The organism is Cryobacterium lactosi (assembly GCF_004403945.1).
GTDB classification, from domain to species: domain Bacteria; phylum Actinomycetota; class Actinomycetes; order Actinomycetales; family Microbacteriaceae; genus Cryobacterium; species Cryobacterium lactosi.
Map to the genome: position 1 here is coordinate 16,920 of NZ_SOHM01000011.1, position 17,575 is coordinate 34,494.

Here is a 17,575-nt window from a genome sequence, read left to right on the forward strand (position 1 = left end):
CGCCCGCGGACGGGTCCGCAGGCGGGCACCGCAACCGCGTGTGCCTAGGGAGTGTTAGCGCTCGAGAACGGGCTCAGCGACTCGTTCGGGGCGATCACCGGGTCGGGATCGATGAGCTTCCCCGACTTCGGTCCGGACCGGCGGGCGATGAATCGCGCGAACCAGGACAGCGACAGGTTCATGGCCAGATAGATCGCCAGCACCACCAGGAAGAACGAGAAGGCATAACGATTGCCGAAGAAGTTGGGCAGGTTGTAGACCCCTGTGCGCAGCAACTCGCTGTAGCCGACGACGAAGGCCAGGGAGGTGTCCTTGAGCAGGACGACAAGCTGGGCGATGATGATCGGCAGCATCTGGCGGAACGCTTGCGGGAACTCGATCCGGAATCGGGTCGACAGGGGGGTGAGGCCGATGGCCAGCCCGGCCTCTCGCTGACCGCGGGGAAGCGATTGGATACCGGCCCGCAGCGCCTCTCCGATGATGGCGCCGTTGTAGATACCCAGGCCCAGCACGCCGGCCCAGTACTCGCCGGTGGCGAAGACCAGGAGGATGAACAGCATCATCAGAAGCACGGGGAGCCCACGAACGAATTCGAGAATGACCGTGGTGGGGATCCTGATGGCCTTGTGGTCAGCCGATCGGCCGAAGGAGAACAGGATCCCGAGAACGATGGCGAGTACGGCCGCTACTCCGGCCATTCGCAGGGTTGCGAGAACACCGAGCCCGAGTTGACGCCACACCTGCACGTCGGTGAAGACGTCCCAGCGGGTCGCATCCCAGAGGCCCGGCTGGACCGCTCCGTTCGCGCTCGGTTTGGGAGCGCCCAGTGCCAGGACGAGCCAGGCAAGGATAGCCAGAAGCAGGACCACTCCGACAACCGAGAAAACGCGCGAACGAAGACGAGCTTTGGGCCCTGGCGCATCGTAGAGAACCGAACTCATCGCAGCACCGCCACTTTCTTTTCCACACGAGCAGCAATTTGACCCAGCGTGACCGTGATGATCAGGTAGAAGAACGCGACGGCAAGCAGGATGGCGATGACTTCGTCGCCGCGATCATTCGTCACCTGGCGGCCCGCACCGAAGAGTTCGAAGACGAAGAAGGCGCCGGCAACTGAGGTGTTCTTCGTCAGGGCGATGAAGACGTTGATCAGCGGCGGGATGACCATCCGCACGGCCTGCGGCATGATCACGTAGCTGAGTGACTGTCCGAAGGTGAGGCCCACGCTGCGGGCGGCCTCGGCCTGGCCGACGGGAACACCGTTGATGCCGGAGCGCAGCGCCTCCGCGACGAACGGTGACGTGTAGACCGTGAGCCCGATCAGTGCCAATTGGAAATAGCCGGGCGAGAACTGCAGGTAGGGCAGGAGGAATGCGCAGAAGAACAGCACGAGAGTGAGCGGTGTGTTGCGCACGATCTCGGTGTACGCGGTTGCGAAGCCCCGGAAGGAAGCCACTGGCGAAATGCGCAGGGCGGCCACAAACACTCCAAGCACGAGTGCGCCGAGCCCGGACAGAATCAGCAATCCGAGCGTGTTCTTGAAGCCTTCGAGAAAGAGCGGCAGGTTTTCGATGACTGCGTCCAAGACTCACCTCCTCTTTCGTGCCGGTACGAGACCGGATTCAGGACCAGACCGTGCTGGTCGTCGTGCGGGAATAACTGCCGATCGGGGCGGCCGGTGCGGCCGCCCCGATCGGATCATGCTGTGGTGCTAGTAGCGGTCGACCGCCGGCGGCTCGGGCGTCTCGAGCACGGAACCCGCGGTGGCTTCCCAAGCGGCAGCCCAGGCACCGTCCTCGTAGGACTCCTCCAGGACGTCGTTGATGAAGTTCCGGAACTCGGTGTCGTCCTTGGCCAGGCCGATGCCATAAGGCTCAGCGGTGAACGGGTTGCCCACGACCTCGAACTCACCGGCGTTCTGGTCGGCGAGGCCGGCCAGGATCACGTTGTCGGTGGTGACGGCATCGACTTCGCCGCTGCGCAGCGGGCCGAGGCAGTTCGAGTAGGTGTCGGTGGCGATGATGTTGGTCGTGTACGCCGCGATGTTCTTCTCCGAGGTGGAGCCGCTGACGGTGCAGACCTTCTTGTCGGCCAGGTCTTCCGGGCCGGTGATCTTGGCATCATTGCCTGCGAGAACGAGCAGATCCTGACCGGCTTCGTAGTACGGACCGGCGAAGGAGACAACTTCCTTGCGGGCATCGTTGATCGTGTAGGTGGCGACCACGAGGTCGACCTGGCCGTTCTGGATGAAGGGCTCGCGGTTCGCGGAGACAGTTTCGGTCCACTTGATGTTCGACGCCTCAATGCCGAGCTTGGACGCAATGAGCTTGCCGATTTCGACGTCGAAGCCGACCGGGTTGCCGTCCGGGCCCTTGAGGCCGAAGAGGGGCTGGTCGAACTTGGTACCGATGGTGATTTCACCGGCTTCGTTCAGGGCGGCCATGGTGGTGCCCTCTTCGAACGTGACATCTTCCTCAACGGGTGCGGCCGACGGCGTGCTGGCGCCGGAATCGGTGCAGCCGGTCAGCGCGAACGCTCCGACCAGGGCGATGGCAGAGATCATTAGACCCTTGTTGCGTCTCATGGTTTCCTCCTGTGTGCTGTGTGTCTCGCCGACCGATTAGTGGGCAAGTATTTTGGAGAGGAAGTCTTTCGCTCTCGAGCTCTGGGGGTTGGTGAAGAACTTCTCCGGGGTGGTTTCCTCGACGATGTCGCCCTCGGCCATGAAGATGACCCGGTCGGCCGCCTTGCGGGCGAAGCCCATCTCGTGAGTGACGACGATCATCGTCATGCCCTCGTTGGCGAGGTCGACCATGACCTCGAGGACCTCGTTGATCATTTCGGGGTCGAGCGCGCTGGTGGGCTCGTCGAGCAGGATCAGCTTGGGGTCCATGGCGAGGGCGCGCGCGATGGCGACGCGCTGCTGCTGGCCGCCGGAAAGCTGGGACGGCATCTTCTTGGCCTGGTTGGCCACGCCGACACGTTCGAGCAGTGCCATGGCCTTGGTCTCGGCGTCGGCCTTGCTCATGCCGCGCACCTTGATGGGGCCGAGGGTGACATTCTCGAGAACGGTCTTGTGGGCGAACAGGTTGAACGCCTGGAACACCATGCCGACGTCGGCCCGCAGCTGGGCGAGCGCCTTGCCCTCTTTGGGCAGTTCCTTGCCGTCGATGGTGATCGTGCCGTTGTCGATGGTCTCGAGCCGGTTGATGGCCCGGCAGAGGGTGGACTTGCCCGATCCGCTCGGTCCGATGACCACAACCACCTCGCCACGGTTGACCGTGGCGTTGATGTTCTTCAGTACGTGCAGTTCGCCGTAGTTCTTGTTGACGTCCGTAATGACGACCAGGGGTTCCCCCCGGCGGACAGTGATGTTGGACGTCGCCGGTGATGCGTCTGTTGGCTCCATACCCCCCAACTTAGGCCCGTGCAGGCCCGCCAGACCACCTTTTGCGCGGCATTTGCCCGGTCGGTAACCCAAACGTAATAGACGCCCGACCGGGAAAGATGCTAGGCGCGGTGCGAGAAAGCGCTCTCGTACAGGCAGACAGAAGCGGCCGTGGCCAGGTTCATCGATTCGGCGTGGCCGTAGATGGGAACACTGATCGAACGATCGGCCATGGCCAGGTCTTCTTCGGTGAGACCGCGGGCCTCGTTGCCGAACAACCAGGCGGTGGGGGCGGTCAGCAGACCGCTGTTGCGGGCCTCGAGCAGGTCGTCGCCCTTGATATCGGCGGCGAGGATCTGCATGCCGGCGAACTTCGCACGCTCACGCACATCGGTGAGGGTGACCCCCACGGCGACGGGCAGGTGGAAGATCGACCCGGTGGAGGAACGCACCACCTTGGGGTTGTACAGGTCGACGCTGCGGCCGGTGAAGATCACGGCGTCGGCGCCGGCGGCATCCGCTGCCCGGATGATGGTGCCCGCGTTACCCGGGTCGCGCACCTCTTCGAGGATCGCGATGAGCTTGGGCTCGTTGGCGAAGATCTTCTTGATCGAGGTGGGGAACTGGTGGCACACGGCGATGAAGCCCTGCGGGGTGACGGTGTCGGCCATCGTCTCGAGCACCTGCTCGGTGACGAATTCCACGTCGACGCCCGCGGCGACCGCGGCATCGCCGATCTCGGTGTAACGCTCGAGGGCGGTCGGAGTGGCGTACAGCTCCACGACGAGTTCGGGGCGGAAGGTGAGGGCTTCGGAGACGGCCTGCGGACCTTCGAGGAGGAACAGTCCCGTCTCGGAGCGGGCGGCTCGGTTCGCAAGTTTCGCGACGGCACGCACGCGAGGAGATCGGGGATTATCTAGCATGCACCCAGTTTAGGTGCCGCGCAGCCCGGCCAGAGAATGCCCCGCCGGGCATACAAAACGGGAGCGACCGCCAGTGGCGATCGCTCCCGTTTACAAGCAGGTGTGACTACTTCGCAACCTTGGGTGCGGAGGTGTCAGCGGGCAGTGCTGCCTTGGCGCTCTCAACGATGGCCGCGAAGGTGGCGGGCTCGGTGACAGCGAGGTCGGCGAGGATGCGACGGTCAACCTGGATGCCGGCCAGGGCGAGGCCCTGGATCAGGCGGTTGTAGGTCAGGCCGTTCGCGCGGGACGCAGCGTTGATGCGCTGGATCCACAGGCGACGGAAGTCACCCTTGCGTGCACGACGGTCACGGTAGCTGTAGACGAGGGAGTGAGTGACCTGCTCCTTGGCCTTGCGGTACAGGCGTGAACGCTGACCGCGGTAACCCTGGGCGCGCTCAAGGATTACGCGACGCTTCTTGTGGGCGTTGACGGCCCTCTTTACTCTTGCCATTTTCTAATTCCTTTAGGGGTACGGGGCCTAGTGGCCGAGAAGCTTCTTGATGGCCTTGACGTCGGCCTTGGCGAGAACCTGGTCCTGGTTCAAGCGGGACTTGCGCTGCGTGCTCTTGACCTCGAGGTTGTGGCGAAGTCCGGCCTGCTGCTTCATGATCTTGCCGGAGCCAGTGACCTTGAAACGCTTCTTTGTCCCAGAGTGGGTCTTCTGCTTAGGCATTCTTTTCCTCCTGTTTGGCTGCTTTATCAGCAGCTCTATGTGCATTGGCCTCTGCCTTGGCCTCTGATTTGTTCTTCAGCGGGCCAATCACCATGACCATGTTTCGACCGTCGATGGTCGGGCTCGATTCCACAGAACCGAACTCCGCAACATCCTCGGCAAATCTCTGAAGCAGACGTACACCCTGGTCGGGACGGGACTGTTCACGGCCACGGAACAGAATCATGGCCTTGACCTTGTCGCCGGCCTTCAGGAAGCCTTCGGCGCGCTTGCGCTTGGTCTCGTAGTCGTGCTTATCAATCTTGAGACGGAAACGAACCTCTTTGAGGATCGTGTTCGCCTGGTTGCGCCGGGCTTCTTTGGCCTTCTGCGCAGCTTCGTACTTGAACTTGCCGTAATCCATGATCTTCGCGACCGGCGGCTTGGACGTGGGGGCTACTTCGACCAGATCGAGGTCAGCCTCCTGTGCCAGGCGCAGGGCGACATCAATCGCCACGACCCCAACCTGTTCGCCGTTGGGACCAACGAGACGGACTTCGGGGACGCGGATACGGTCATTTGTACGGGGATCGCTGATGCGTCTCTCCTCTACTCAAGCATCGTGGCTACAGCCTGACAACGGATGTCGTCCGGAGACGAAGAGGAGACAATCGCGCACACAATTCCGGGTGTCAGAACATTTCCTTGTTCCGTCACTCATCAACCACGTGCGGCACCCTATCTGCCGTGCAAGCTGGAAACCAGCAAGCGACGGCGGAGTGCAAACTACCCGGTAACCTTTATGAAGCGGTCAAGCGCGGGTGGGAGATTATCCACTTTCGTACCGAGACTTTCATCTCGGAGCCCGGGTAAGCATAGCAGAGGAAACCAGTGAGCGACAATTACGATCAGGACCAGTCCAGCCAGGCTACGAGGGACATCGCGGATGTGGCGGCGGTGGAGATCATCACGACCGCGGCGGTGCACCTGATGAGCGCCTCGGCGGTCAAGGTGGGGCTCGCCGACGACCCCGACACGCAGATCGACCTGGATGAGGCGCGCAAGTTGATCACGGCTCTCGCCGGGCTCATCACGGCATCCGCCCCCGACATCTCGGACATGCACGCGCGCAGCCTGCGCGACGGTCTGCGCTCGTTGCAGCTGGCGTTCCGCGAGGCCTCCAGCATACCCGACCCGATCGGCCAGGGCCCGGGCGAGAAGTTCACCGGTCCGGTCAACTAACTGCCCTGCCGACGCGACCATCTTCGTTGGTCAGGTTTGGCAGCGCGGGCACCAGTAGGTGACCCGCTTTTCGAGCTCGCTACGGCCGAGTTGACCACGCTGGATGCGGGTGCCGCAGCGCCGGCAGGGCTGCCGTTCCCGCCCGTAGACGAAGGTGCGCATCCCCCGGCGCAGGTTGCCGGTGGTGGTGCGCTCCGAGCGGTCCCGGTTGGCGGTGATCAGCCGGTGTGCCAGCGCCACCAGGCCGTCGAGGTCGGTGACCTCGCTGATGGGCCGGGTGGGCAGCAGTCCGCGGAGGAAACACAGTTCATTGACGTACACATTGCCGAGCCCGGCGAGGTTGCGCTGGTCGCCCAGGGCGACGGCCACCGGCCGCTCCCCCGCGCCGGTCCCCTCCGCACCGGTCCCGTTCGCCCTGTCTCCCGCCGCGCGCAGCCGACGCACCGCCTCCGCCGCGTCCCAGCCGGGTCCGAGCAGGTCGGGGCCGAGATAGCCCAGGTGCTGCTCATCCTCAGCGGTGGGAAACAGTTCGAGGGTGCCCAGCTCGAACCCCACGGCCACCCAGGCCGCGGTCTCCAGCACGATGCGGGCCTGGAACGCCGGCCGCTGCCACTTCGTGCCGTGCCGGTAGAGGTGCCACGTGCCCTCCATCTTCAGGTGCGAGTGGATGCTGGTCTCCCCCACGTGCGCCACCAGGTGCTTGCCGCGGCTGATGACCTCGTGCACGGTCTGACCGGTGAGGTCGACGGTGGCGAAGGCGGGCACCCGGATGTCGCAGCGCGTGAGTGTGGCACCGTGCAGGGCCTCATCCAGGCTGCGGGCGCTGCGGTAGACGGTGTCACCCTCAGGCACTGAGCCTCAGCCCCCGCGGTGTCTCGGTGAATCCGGCGGCGCGCAGGGCGTCGCCCACCGTGGTGCCGAGCACGAACTCGGCATTCACGGTTTCCACGGCGAGTTTGGGCACCCGCCCGGCGGTGACCGTCGCGGCGAGCGACCGGGTGGCCGCCAGCACGGTCTCGGACGGTGCCGGCCGAGGCGTGCCCGGCTTCGACGGCGCGGTGCGCATCGTCGACGAACGGGCCGGAGCCGAACCTGCCGGCGCGGCGGACGTCGTCTGGTCGTCCGCGCCCTCACGGCCGTCCGCGTCGACGGCGGTCCCTGCGGCGGTCGGGTCGAAGACGAGCATCGACTTGCCGCCGCGCTCCACGTACAGCACCAGGTGTCCGTCGACGAGCACCACGAGGCCGCCGGCCTTGCGTCCGGGCCGGTGGCCGGTGCCCTCGGGCAGGGCCGGCCAGGGCAGCACGGCGCCGTACGGGTTGGCCGGGTCGGTGGCGGCGAGGGTCACGGTGCTGGCCGCCGACCTGTCGCCGCGTTCGGCGCGCTCCGCCTGGTCGACGTAACCGCGCATCCGGTCGATGGTGCCGGCGGTGGCGAACTGGGACGCCCCGAGCCCCTCGACGAAGTAACCCCGGCGGCACCGGCCCATCTCCTCGAAGCCGCTGAGGGTCTTGTAGACCAGCGCGAAACCGCCGAGCACGTTCTCGCCCATCACGGCGCCGCGGGTGACCACGCCGTAGCGTTCGAGCATGGTCTCGCCCAGCGCGTGCGCCCGGCGGGTGGCCGAGGTGTCGGCGACGGGCACGATCGACCAGCGACCGGACACCGTGGGCGGGCCCTGCCTGCTGGGCAGGCTGGGCCGGGGCAGCGCGCGTCCGCGGTGCAGCCGGGCGCGCGGCGCGGCGCGGCGGGTGGAGTGCGCCGTCTTGCCGCCGGAGACCAGCGAGCGCACCGGGGCGAAGGTGTCGTTGCTCACCAGGCCGGACCAGACCAGGTCCCACAGCGCGTCGACGAGTTCGCCGTCGTCCTGGCTGCCCACGGAGTCGGCCAGCTGCCGGAAGAAGTAGCCGCCACCGGTGCCCAGGGTGGCGAGGATCTCCCGCTGCAGCGCGGTGGTGTCCAGTTCGGTGGGGACGGGCAGGGTGAGCGGGGCGGTATCGGTCAGGTGCAGGCTCACCCAGCCGTCATTGCCGGCCAGCGTGCCCGCACCGGCCCAGAGCACCTCGCCGGCGTTGGTGAGCTCGTCGAGCATGCCGGGGTTGTAGTCGCTCACCCGGGCGGGCAGGATCAGGGTCTCCCAGGCGGAGGCCGGGATGCGGGCGCCCTCGAGCTGTTCGATCACCGAGACGACGCCGTCGACGCCACGCAGCTTGCCGCCGACGTGCTGCCAGGCCGGCAGGAACCGGCCGAGGGTGGCCTGGTCGACGGGCTCGACCTCGTGCCGCAGCGCCGCGAGCGAGCGGCGACGCAGGCGGCGCAGCACCTCGGCGTCACACCACTCGCTGCCGCTGCCGTGCGGGCGGAACTCACCCTCGACGATCCGCCGGGCATCCGCCAGCCGGCGCAGGGCGCCCAGGGCGATGGCGGCGCCGAACCCGAACCTGGCGGCGACGTCGGCCGTGGTGAACGGGCCGTGGGTGCGGGCATACCGGCTGACCAGGTCCCCGAGCGGGTCTTTCACGCTTTCGGTGAAGGCCTCAGGGATGCCGGGGGCCAGGGGAACGCCGAGGGCGTCGCGCAACCGGCCGGCATCCTCGATCACCGCCCAGCGTTCCTCGCCGGCGATGCCCACTTTGAGGGCGCGCCGAGCACTGGTGAGGGCGTCGAGGTGGGCGCGGGCCTCGGCCTCAGTGGCGGCGGGCGGTGCGGATGCGTCGGGGCCGTCGGTGGCGTCGGACTCGGGCTCCCCTGCATCCGGTGTCTCAGCGATCGCGGGCACGTCGGCGCTGGTCTGAAGCCGGGCGGCGACCTCGGCGACGGTGAGCGGGCCGAGGCCCCTGAGCAGGTCGGCAACGCCCTCCAGTCCCTTGGCGCGGCGGTCCGGTGCCAGCCGTTGCAGTTCCGCGTCGGTGCCCTCCATCACCACAGGGTCGAGCAGTTCCCGCAGTTCCACCCGGCCGAGCAGTTCGGCGAGCAGTCCGGAGTCGATCGAGAGGGCGGTGGCGCGGCGTTCGGCCAGCGGCGAATCGCCCTCGTACATGAACGCGGCGACGTAGCCGAAGAGCAGCGCGTTGGCGAACGGGCTGGCCGAGTCGGTGCTGGTCTCCACCAGCCGGATCGACCGGCTGGCCACCTGCTTGGCCAGCCCCACGAGGGCAGGCAGGTCGTAGACATCCTGCAGGCATTCGCGGATGGTTTCGAGGATGATCGGGAACGACGGGTACTCGCGTGCCACGTCCAGCAGCTGGGATGCCTTCTGCCGTTGTTGCCAGAGCGGCGAGCGGCTGCCCGGCCGGTACCGCGGCAGCAGCAGGGCGCGGGCCGCGCACTCGCGGAACCTGGACGCGAACAGGGCGGAGCCGCCGACCTCGTCGGTGACGAGTTGCTCGAGTTCATCGGGGTCGAAGACGAAGAGGTCGGCGCCGGGCGGTTCGGCCTCGGTGTCGGGGATGCGCACCACGATGCCGTCGTCGCTGGCGACGCAAGCGCCGTCGATGCCGAAGCGTTCCCGCACCCGGGCGCCCACGGCGAGGGCCCAGGGCGCGTGCACGGTGAGGCCGAACGGCGAGTGCAGGATGACCCGCCAATCGCCGAGCTCGTCACGGAACCTCTCCACGACCAGAGTCTGGTCGGTGGGCAGGTACCGGGTGGCTGCGCGCTGCTCGTCGAGGAAGACCAGCAGGTTGGTCGTCGCACGGGCGTCAAGGCCCGCGGCCAGGCAGCGATCCCGGGCCTTCGCGGGGGTGAGCGCCGACACCTCGCGGAGGAACGCACCGATGGCGGCACCGAGCTCGGCGGGCCGGCCCAGGCCGTCGCCCTTCCAGAACGGGAGCCGGCCCGGTTCGCCGAACGCGGGTACCACGAGCACCCTGTCGTGGGTGATCTCCTGGATGCGCCAGCTGGTGGCGCCGAGCGCGAACACGTCGCCGACCCTGGATTCGTAGACCATTTCCTCGTCGAGCTCGCCGACGCGGCGGCCGGTGGGTTGGTCGCCGCCGACCATGAAGACGCCGAACAGTCCGCGGTCGGGGATGGTGCCGCCGCTGGTGACGGCCAGGCGTTGGGCGCCGGGTCGTCCGGTGAGCAGGCCCGAGTCGCGATCCCAGATGATGCGTGGTCGCAGTTCGGCGAATTGGTCGGACGGGTATCTGCCGGCGAGCAGGTCGAGGGTGGCTTCGTACGCGGAGCGGGGCAGGGTCGCGAACGGTGCGCTCCGCCGTACGGCGTCGAACCACTCCTCGGCGTCGATGGGTTCGAGGGCCACGGCGGCGACGGTCTGCTGGGCGAGGATGTCGAGCGGGTTCGCGGGCACCTGCAGCGACTCGATCATGCCCGACACCATCCGCTCGGCGGCGACGGTGGCGTGGATGAGGTCGGCCCGGTGTTTGGGGAAGATGATGCCCCTGGAGACCTCGCCGACCTGGTGGCCGGCTCGGCCGACGCGCTGCAGGCCGCTGGCCACGGACGGCGGCGATTCGACCTGCACCACCAGGTCGACCTCGCCCATGTCGATGCCGAGCTCCAGGCTCGAGGTGGCGACCACGCAGCGGAGCCTCCCGGACTTGAGGTCGTCCTCGATCGTGGCCCGCTGTTCCTTGCTCACCGAGCCGTGGTGGGCGCGGGCCAGCAGCGCTTCCGCGCCCTCGCTCTGGCCGCTGCCGCCCATCAGTTCGGCGGGCGGGCGCGGCTGTTGCTGGGCGACCGCACGGGCAGCGGATGCGCCGCCGGTTGGGCCGCCAGCGAGCACCAGCTCAGCCTCGTCCGCTGCGGCGAGCCGGTCGGAATAGATCTCGTTGAACCGGGCGGTGAGCCGTTCGGCCAGACGCCGGGAGTTGGCGAAGACTATCGACGAGGAGTGCGCGAGCACGGCATCCACGATGGCTTCTTCGACGTGCGGCCAGATGGACCCGGTCTGCGGGGCGGCGGCGGAGGTGGCGCCCTCCGGGGCGGGCACCGCGCCGAGCTGGGTCATGTCATCGACGGGCACGACCACGCGCAGGTCGAACCGTTTCTCGTTCTTCGGCGCCACGATCTCCACCGGCGCGAGGCCGCCGAGGAACCGGGCAACCTCCGACGCCGGCCGGACCGTGGCGGACAGGCCGATGCGCTGGGCCGGCTTGGCGAGCAGGGCGTCGAGGCGTTCGAGGGACACAGCGAGGTGCGCGCCGCGCTTGCTGGCCGCGACGGCGTGGATCTCGTCAATGATCACCGTGTCGACACCCCGCAGCGACTCGCGGGCGGCGGAGGTGAGCATCAGAAAGAGCGATTCCGGGGTGGTGATGAGGATCTCGGGCGGCGTCTTCACGAGCGCGCGGCGGTCCGCGGCCGGGGTGTCGCCGCTGCGCACGCCGACGGTCACCCGCACCGGTGCCAGGCCGAGCCGTTCGGCGGCCTGGCCGATGCCCACCAGCGGCGCACGCAGGTTACGTTCCACGTCCACGCCGAGAGCCTTCAGCGGCGAGATGTAGAGCACCCGGGTGCCGGCGGGTGCGGCGGTGGCAGCCGCGGCGGACGCAGTCGTGGCGGCGGCATCCGTCACCGTTGGCGCGCCTGCGGAGGCCGAGTAGAGCCGGTCGAGCGCCCAGAGGAACGCGGCCAGGGTCTTGCCCGACCCGGTGGGGGCGACGACGAGGGTGTGCGAGCCGCGGGAGATGGCGTCCCAAGCGCCCAGTTGAGCCTCGGTGGGAGCGTCGAACGCGCCGGAGAACCAGGTTCGAGTGGCCGGCGACAGTCGCTGCAGAATCTCCGTCATCTCCCTATCCTCCCCGATCCCACCGACATCGCAGCGGATGCCGCCCCCACTGTTCCCGATGCGGATGCGGCGGGCGGGGTCAGGCGGAGGCTACTAGCTGCACGCGGAGGGAATCGACGCCGGTGGCGATGACGTCGTCGGCGGCCCAGCGGGCGGCCAGGCGGGCCAGCGTGGCGTCGAGGTCCGCACGGCTGAGCCCGTCAACGAGCTCAAGGCGCACGATCAGCTCGGGTCCGGCCAGCCGGGCCTCGGGGTCTCCGGCGGTGAGGCTGACCGACAGCGCGGCGAGTTCGGTGGTGATGGACTCCTCGAACGCGGCGGCGACCTGGCGGCTGGCGTAGCTCGGGGTCCACGCCGCGGACTGTGCGATGGCCCAGAGCGCCGGCCGGCGCACGACGAATTCGGTCTCGGCGGTGGGGTCGAGCACCACCAGGTCGGTGTTTTCCTGCGCGGCCGCCAGGGCTACCCGGGCCGCGTCTGCGGGAACCGGGCGGGCGTTGGCGTTCCAGGCGCGCATGGCTGTGGCCGAGGAAAAGACCGGCAAGACCGGGCGACCGTCCGGCCCGGCGACGGTGATGATCGACAGTTCCTGGGTCTTGTCGACCCGCAGGCCGTGCGCCCCGACGGGGTCGGTCGTCCCGGCGGGGGCCTCGTCCGCACCGAGAGCGGTGACCAGCGGGATCAGCAGACGAGCCGAGCGGAGGACGTCGATCACGCCCTCCTCTCCGAGTTCTCTGGCCCGGAAGCGCGCCAGCGCGGCGATCAGCGCCGGCGGCGGCAGGCCGTCGTCGTCGGCGAACACGGTGTCGTCGAGCGACCGGCCGGCCCAAGGCTGGCCGGCGGAGTCGGCACCCGGGTCCGGACGGCCGGTGGAGCCGAGGTTATGCGCCGGAGACATCCAGCGCCTCGGCGAGGGTGAACGCGCCGGCGTACAGCGCCTTGCCCACGATCGCGCCCTCAAGGCCCAGCGGCACCAGTTCGCGGAGCGCCGCGATGTCGTCGAGGCTGGCGATGCCACCGGAGGCGATCACCGGGCGGTGGGTGCGTTCCATGACCTCGCGCAGCAGTTCGATGTTCGGACCCTTGAGGGTGCCGTCTTTGGTGACGTCGGTGACGACGTACCGGGTGCAGCCGGCTTCTTCGAGACGTTCGAGTACCTGCCACAGGTCACCGCCGTCCTTGGTCCAGCCGCGGGCGGCGAGGGTGGTGCCGCGCACGTCCAGGCCCACCGCGATGGCATCGCCATACTGCGCGATGACGCTCGCGGCCCACTCCGGGTTCTCCAGTGCGGCGGTGCCGAGGTTGATCCGCTTCACGCCGGTGTTCAGTGCCGCCTCAAGCGACGCGTCGTCACGGATGCCGCCGGAGAGCTCGACGTTGACGCCGCGGAGCTGCTTGATGACCTTTTTGAGCACGCTGGTGTTGTTGCCGCGACCGAACGCGGCGTCGAGGTCGACGAGGTGGATCCACTCCGCGCCCTGGTTCGCCCAGTCGAGGGCGGCATCCATCGGGTCGCCGTAGTTGGTCTCGGTGCCGGCTTCACCCTGGGTGAGGCGCACGGCCTTGCCGTCGGCGACGTCGACGGCGGGCAGGAGGACCAGCTTCGGGGTCTTGTTGAACTCGCTCATGATGTGCTGTGGTGACCTTTTCGTGTTCGTGCGGCCGCGTGTGGGCGGCCGGCTGGGATGTCTAGTCGCGGAGCGTGCCGAGCCAGTTCTTCAACAGGCGGATGCCCGCGTCGCCGCTCTTCTCCGGGTGGAACTGGGTGGCCGTCAACGGGCCGTTCTCGACCGCGGCCAGGAATGGTGCGCCGTGTTCGGCCCAGGTGAGCCGGGGAACCGGGAACGGTGGCATGACGTCGAGGGTCCATTCCTGGGCGGCGTAGGAGTGCACGAAGTAGAACCGCTCCTCCTCCAGCCCGCGGAACAGCACCGACTCGGGGTCGGCGGCGACGGTGTTCCAGCCCATGTGCGGCAGCACCGGCGCCGGCAGCGCGGTGACGGTGCCCGGCCACTCGCCGAGGCCCTCGGTGTCGACGCCGCGTTCGACGCCGCGTTCGAACATGACCTGCATGCCCACGCAGATGCCCATTACCGGTCGCCCGCCGGAGAGGCGTTTGTCGATGATGTCCCCACCGTGGGCGTCGTTCAGCGCCGCCATCACGGCGCTGAACGCGCCGACGCCGGGAACCAGGAGGCCGTCGGCTTCGAGGGCGAGCTTGCGGTCACCGGTGAGGGTGACGTCGGCGCCGGCCAGCTCGAGCGCTTTGACGGCCGAGTGCACATTGCCGGTGCCGTAGTCCAGGACGACGACCGAGGTCACAGGGCCCCCTTGGTGGACGGGATCCCGGACACGAGCGCGTCGTAGGCCTTGGCCTGGCGGAAGGCGCGGGCGAAGGCCTTGAACTCGGCTTCCGCGATGTGGTGCGGGTCGCGGCCGCCCATCACGGTGACGTGCACCGTGAGTGCGGCGTTGAACGCGATGGCTTCGAAGACGTGGCGCACCATGGAGCCGGTGAAGTGGCCGCCGATGAGGTGGAATTCGAACCCGGCCGGCTCTCCGGCGTGCACCAGGTAGGGCCGCCCGGAGATGTCCACGACAGCCTGCACGAGGGCTTCGTCCAACGGCACCAGCGCGTCGCCGTAGCGGGAGATGCCGGACTTGTCGCCCAGGGCCTGCTTGATGGCCTGGCCCAGGACGATGCCGATGTCTTCGACGGTGTGGTGCACGTCGATCTCGATGTCGCCCTTGGCGTGCACGGTGAGGTCGGTCAGCGAGTGCTTGGCGAAGGCCGTGAGCAGGTGGTCGTAGAACGGCACACTGGTGTGGATGTCGCTCACCCCGGTGCCGTCGAGGTCGATCGACAGGTCGATGCTCGATTCGCTCGTTTCGCGCTGCAGGTGGGCACGGCGAGGCGAGGGCGTGACATTGCTCATGGCGTTAGTTTATTCGGCTATCGGAGCGAGCCGTGCGATGGCGTCCAGGAACGCGGTCGTCTCGGCTTCGGTGCCGGCCGAGACCCGCAGGTGGCCGGGGATTCCGACGTCGCGGATCAGGATGCCGTCGGCAAGGAGCGCCTCGAAGGTGGCGCGCGGGTCGGCGACCCCGCCGAAGAGCACAAAGTTGCTGCCACTGCGGAGCGGGCTGAAGCCCAGAGCCCTCAGCTCGGTGACCAGCCGGTCGCGTTGCACCCGGATGTCGTCGACCATGGCGAGCATCTCGCCGGTGTGGGCCAGCGCCGCGACGGCGGCCGCCTGGGTGAGCGCGGACAGGTGGTACGGCAGCCGCACCAGGCGCAGCGCATCCGTGACCGCCGGGTCGGCGGCAAGGTAGCCGAGCCGCACGCCGGCGAACGCGAAGGCCTTGCTCATGGTGCGCGACACCAGCAGGCGTTCCCGGCCGGGCAGCAGGGTCAGGGCGCTGTCGGTGCCGTCCGGTGAGAACTCGGCGTAGGCCTCGTCGACGACGACGATGCCCGGGGTGGCGTCGTAGACGGCTGCGATGGTCTCCAGGGACAGCGGCGTGCCGGTGGGGTTGTTCGGCGAGCAGAGGAAGACGATGTCCGGCGCGCTCTCCGTCACCCACCGGGCGGCGGTCTCCGGCGAGAGCTCGTAGTCGGCGTCGCGGTCGCCGGGGATCCAGCGGGTATCGGTGCCGGACGCGAGGATGGAGTACATCGAGTAAGTCGGGGCGAAGCCGAGCAGGGACCGGCCCGGGCCGCCGAAGGCCTGCAGCACCTGCTGCAGAACCTCGTTGGAGCCGTTGGCCGCCCAGATGTTGTCGCGGGTGAGACCGTGGCCGAGGTAGCCGGCGAGATCGTCCCGCAGCTGGCTGAATTCCCGGTCGGGGTACCGGTTGACGGTAAGGATGGCGTCGGCCAGGGCGGCCGCGATGTCGGAGGCGACGGCGGGCGGGATCGGGTGGGTGTTCTCGTTGACGTTCAACGCCACCGGCACGTGCAGCTGGGGTGCACCGTACGGGATTTGTCCACGGAGGTTGGCACGCAGGGGCAGGTCGTCGAGGCTGGTCACCCGAACAAGCTTAGTTGCGCCTGGACGGGCCTCTTTCAAGGGGCCTTCGCAGTGGCCGGATCAGGCGGGCGCCGGATCGGGAGTCGGCCGGATCAGTAGTCGGCGGGAAGCGCGAGGCGCTGGCCGGGCTGCACGGCCTCGGAGGCGAGCTGGTTGAGGTTGACGATGTCGGCGATCACGTCGCGCGGGTCCTGCGACGGGGCGATCGTCTCGGCCAGCTGCCAGAGGGACTGGCCGGCCTCGATGGTGACGTAGTCGAACGCGGCCGCGCCGATGCCGGCGGTGCCCTCGGCCGCGGCCATGCCGCCGTTGAGGGCGACGCCGATGGCACCGAGCACCAGGGGCACCGCGGCGAGGGTGGTGAACACGGCGCGACCGCGACGGGTCAGTCGCAGGTGCGTGGCGGGCGTGCTGGCCTGGGCGGGGCTGATTCGGGTGTGGCTGGCCGCGGCGTGGATTATGGAGCCGGGCTTCACTGCGTATGCGCTCATGTCAAACCTCCTGGTAACGCATCTGGCCCTCGGCCGGGAGGGCCAGATGCGAATCTATGTTCCGAATATATCTTCGAGTGTTCGAACAATCAACCCTGTTTCCGGATATTATGGAGAGATATTCCGCAACACACTCGAATGCATGTCTACGAATCGTCGCTCGGTGGCTACAGTTTCGATCGGGTAGCAGTACTCAAACAGACACCACCGACACTGCCGCCGACGGGTCTCAGATGCACTCCGGTGGCACGATGCGCCACAGACCGAACACCAGCCCAACCGACTAACCAGAGGAGCGACAACGTGGCACAACAGAGCACACCTCGGGACAAGGGCGGCACCCGACGCCGCAAGAGCCTGAGCGACAAACAGCGCGCCGTGATGGACGTCATCCAGCGTTCGGTCCGCGACCGCGGGTATCCGCCGAGCATGCGCGAGATCGGTGACGCGGTCGGCCTGTCCTCACTGTCGAGCGTGACCCACCAGCTGCACCAGCTCGAGTTGAGCGGGTACCTGCGTCGCGACCCGCACCGGCCCCGTGCGCTGGAAGTGCTCATCGAGCTGCCCCAGTCCTCCGAGGAGGTCACGCCGGGCGCCGCGGATGACTACCAGTCCGGCATCCAGGTGGGTGACGCGGCGATGGTGCCGCTCGTCGGACGCATCGCCGCCGGTATCCCGATCATGGCGGACCAACAGATCGACGAGATCTTCCCGCTCCCCCGCCAGTTGGTCGGCAAGGGCGAGCTGTTCATGCTCAAGGTTGTCGGTGAGTCGATGATCGACGCTGCCATCTGCGACGGTGACTGGGTGGTCATCCGTCAGCAGAAGACCGCAGAAAACGGTGAGATCGTTGCGGCCATGCTCGACGGCGAGGCCACCGTGAAGGTGCTGCGCCAGCGCGACGGCCACACCTGGCTGCTGCCCCGCAATACCAACTTCGAGCCGATCCTGGGTGACTACGCCGAGATCCTCGGCAAGGTCGTCGCTGTGCTGCGCTCGGTCTAGCTCCAGTTCTCCGCACTAAACAGGCCCGACCCTCAAGGGGTCGGGCCTG

The 17,575-nt window shown here is 68.0% G+C and carries 18 protein-coding genes; 2 read left to right on the top strand and 16 right to left on the bottom strand.

All coding sequences use genetic code 11. The features are described 5' to 3' along the window. Positions 1-44: 44 nt before the first annotated feature. The 8 genes from E3T61_RS05825 to infC all read right to left on the bottom strand — a co-directional run bounded on the left by E3T61_RS05825 (position 45) and on the right by infC (position 5,603). Positions 45-869, bottom strand: coding sequence for an amino acid ABC transporter permease (locus E3T61_RS05825; RefSeq protein WP_241992414.1), 825 nt, complete (start codon positions 867-869; stop codon positions 45-47). Between the two features lie 68 nt (positions 870-937). Then, positions 938-1,585 (bottom strand): amino acid ABC transporter permease, encoded by a 648-nt coding sequence (locus E3T61_RS05830; protein ID WP_134639964.1) that lies wholly within the window; start codon positions 1,583-1,585, stop codon positions 938-940. Between the two features lie 126 nt (positions 1,586-1,711). Further along, a complete protein-coding gene (locus E3T61_RS05835) occupies positions 1,712-2,584 on the bottom strand; it encodes a glutamate ABC transporter substrate-binding protein (protein ID WP_134639965.1) in 873 nt (290 codons plus the stop codon). Between the two features lie 36 nt (positions 2,585-2,620). Beyond that, complete coding sequence (locus tag E3T61_RS05840) at positions 2,621-3,409, bottom strand: amino acid ABC transporter ATP-binding protein (RefSeq protein ID WP_134639966.1); 789 nt, start codon at positions 3,407-3,409, stop codon at positions 2,621-2,623. Between the two features lie 101 nt (positions 3,410-3,510). Then, a complete protein-coding gene (locus E3T61_RS05845) occupies positions 3,511-4,311 on the bottom strand; it encodes a TrmH family RNA methyltransferase (RefSeq protein ID WP_134639967.1) in 801 nt (266 codons plus the stop codon). A gap of 106 nt (positions 4,312-4,417) precedes the next feature. Then, positions 4,418-4,804, bottom strand: a complete 387-nt coding sequence (gene rplT, locus E3T61_RS05850; protein WP_130175959.1) for a 50S ribosomal protein L20 — start codon at positions 4,802-4,804, stop codon at positions 4,418-4,420. A gap of 27 nt (positions 4,805-4,831) precedes the next feature. Further along, positions 4,832-5,026 carry a 50S ribosomal protein L35 gene (gene rpmI, locus E3T61_RS05855; protein ID WP_066594389.1) on the bottom strand — a complete coding sequence of 65 codons (195 nt, stop codon included), beginning with the start codon at positions 5,024-5,026 and terminating at the stop codon, positions 4,832-4,834. Further along, positions 5,019-5,603 (bottom strand): translation initiation factor IF-3, encoded by a 585-nt coding sequence (infC, locus tag E3T61_RS05860; protein ID WP_084020755.1) that lies wholly within the window; start codon positions 5,601-5,603, stop codon positions 5,019-5,021. The genes rpmI and infC overlap by 8 nt, the downstream gene beginning before the upstream one ends. Before the next feature lie 293 nt (positions 5,604-5,896). Here infC and E3T61_RS05865 point away from each other — a divergent pair, with 293 nt between their 5' ends. Then, the gene (locus tag E3T61_RS05865) at positions 5,897-6,247 is read left to right on the top strand and encodes a DUF1844 domain-containing protein (protein ID WP_130175958.1); all 351 of its coding nucleotides are present in this window, start codon (positions 5,897-5,899) and stop codon (positions 6,245-6,247) included. Positions 6,248-6,277: 30 nt separating this feature from the next. Here the strand turns inward: E3T61_RS05865 and E3T61_RS05870 are convergent, their stop codons facing one another. The 8 genes from E3T61_RS05870 to E3T61_RS05905 all read right to left on the bottom strand — a co-directional run bounded on the left by E3T61_RS05870 (position 6,278) and on the right by E3T61_RS05905 (position 16,521). Beyond that, complete coding sequence (locus tag E3T61_RS05870) at positions 6,278-7,099, bottom strand: DNA-formamidopyrimidine glycosylase family protein (protein ID WP_134639968.1); 822 nt, start codon at positions 7,097-7,099, stop codon at positions 6,278-6,280. Then, a complete protein-coding gene (locus E3T61_RS05875; protein WP_134639969.1) occupies positions 7,092-11,999 on the bottom strand; it encodes an Lhr family ATP-dependent helicase in 4,908 nt (1,635 codons plus the stop codon). Before E3T61_RS05875 ends, E3T61_RS05870 begins: the two co-directional genes overlap by 8 nt. Positions 12,000-12,078: 79 nt before the next feature. Beyond that, complete coding sequence (locus tag E3T61_RS05880) at positions 12,079-12,897, bottom strand: SseB family protein (RefSeq protein WP_134639970.1); 819 nt, start codon at positions 12,895-12,897, stop codon at positions 12,079-12,081. Beyond that, positions 12,881-13,627, bottom strand: coding sequence for a bifunctional 1-(5-phosphoribosyl)-5-((5-phosphoribosylamino)methylideneamino)imidazole-4-carboxamide isomerase/phosphoribosylanthranilate isomerase PriA (gene priA, locus E3T61_RS05885; protein ID WP_134639971.1), 747 nt, complete (start codon positions 13,625-13,627; stop codon positions 12,881-12,883). The genes E3T61_RS05880 and priA overlap by 17 nt, the downstream gene beginning before the upstream one ends. Positions 13,628-13,688: 61 nt before the next feature. Further along, the gene (gene hisH / locus E3T61_RS05890) at positions 13,689-14,321 is read right to left on the bottom strand and encodes an imidazole glycerol phosphate synthase subunit HisH (protein WP_134639972.1); all 633 of its coding nucleotides are present in this window, start codon (positions 14,319-14,321) and stop codon (positions 13,689-13,691) included. Then, positions 14,318-14,935 (bottom strand): imidazoleglycerol-phosphate dehydratase HisB, encoded by a 618-nt coding sequence (hisB, locus tag E3T61_RS05895; RefSeq protein ID WP_134639973.1) that lies wholly within the window; start codon positions 14,933-14,935, stop codon positions 14,318-14,320. The genes hisH and hisB overlap by 4 nt, the downstream gene beginning before the upstream one ends. 9 nt (positions 14,936-14,944) lie before the next feature. After that, complete coding sequence (locus E3T61_RS05900) at positions 14,945-16,030, bottom strand: histidinol-phosphate transaminase (RefSeq protein ID WP_134639974.1); 1,086 nt, start codon at positions 16,028-16,030, stop codon at positions 14,945-14,947. 92 nt (positions 16,031-16,122) lie between these two features. After that, on the bottom strand, positions 16,123-16,521 hold the full coding sequence (locus E3T61_RS05905) for a LysM peptidoglycan-binding domain-containing protein (RefSeq protein ID WP_134639975.1): 399 nt from the start codon (positions 16,519-16,521) through the stop codon (positions 16,123-16,125). Positions 16,522-16,902: 381 nt separating this feature from the next. Here E3T61_RS05905 and lexA point away from each other — a divergent pair, with 381 nt between their 5' ends. Further along, positions 16,903-17,526 (top strand): transcriptional repressor LexA, encoded by a 624-nt coding sequence (gene lexA / locus E3T61_RS05910; RefSeq protein WP_241992425.1) that lies wholly within the window; start codon positions 16,903-16,905, stop codon positions 17,524-17,526. Positions 17,527-17,575: the final 49 nt, after the last annotated feature.

Bases quoted from the DNA above. Each gene is read 5' to 3' on its own strand.
- E3T61_RS05845 (WP_134639967.1), bottom strand. From the start codon at position 4,311: ATGCTAGATAATCCCCGATCTCCTCGCGTGCGTGCCGTCGCGAAACTT.
- priA (WP_134639971.1), bottom strand. From the start codon at position 13,627: ATGAGCGAGTTCAACAAGACCCCGAAGCTGGTCCTCCTGCCCGCCGTC.
- hisB (WP_134639973.1), bottom strand. From the start codon at position 14,935: ATGAGCAATGTCACGCCCTCGCCTCGCCGTGCCCACCTGCAGCGCGAA.
- rpmI (WP_066594389.1), bottom strand. From the start codon at position 5,026: ATGCCTAAGCAGAAGACCCACTCTGGGACAAAGAAGCGTTTCAAGGTC.
- E3T61_RS05835 (WP_134639965.1), bottom strand. From the start codon at position 2,584: ATGAGACGCAACAAGGGTCTAATGATCTCTGCCATCGCCCTGGTCGGA.
- rplT (WP_130175959.1), bottom strand. From the start codon at position 4,804: ATGGCAAGAGTAAAGAGGGCCGTCAACGCCCACAAGAAGCGTCGCGTA.
- E3T61_RS05880 (WP_134639970.1), bottom strand. From the start codon at position 12,897: ATGTCTCCGGCGCATAACCTCGGCTCCACCGGCCGTCCGGACCCGGGT.
- lexA (WP_241992425.1), top strand. From the start codon at position 16,903: ATGGACGTCATCCAGCGTTCGGTCCGCGACCGCGGGTATCCGCCGAGC.
- E3T61_RS05875 (WP_134639969.1), bottom strand. From the start codon at position 11,999: ATGACGGAGATTCTGCAGCGACTGTCGCCGGCCACTCGAACCTGGTTC.
- E3T61_RS05840 (WP_134639966.1), bottom strand. From the start codon at position 3,409: ATGGAGCCAACAGACGCATCACCGGCGACGTCCAACATCACTGTCCGC.
- E3T61_RS05905 (WP_134639975.1), bottom strand. From the start codon at position 16,521: ATGAGCGCATACGCAGTGAAGCCCGGCTCCATAATCCACGCCGCGGCC.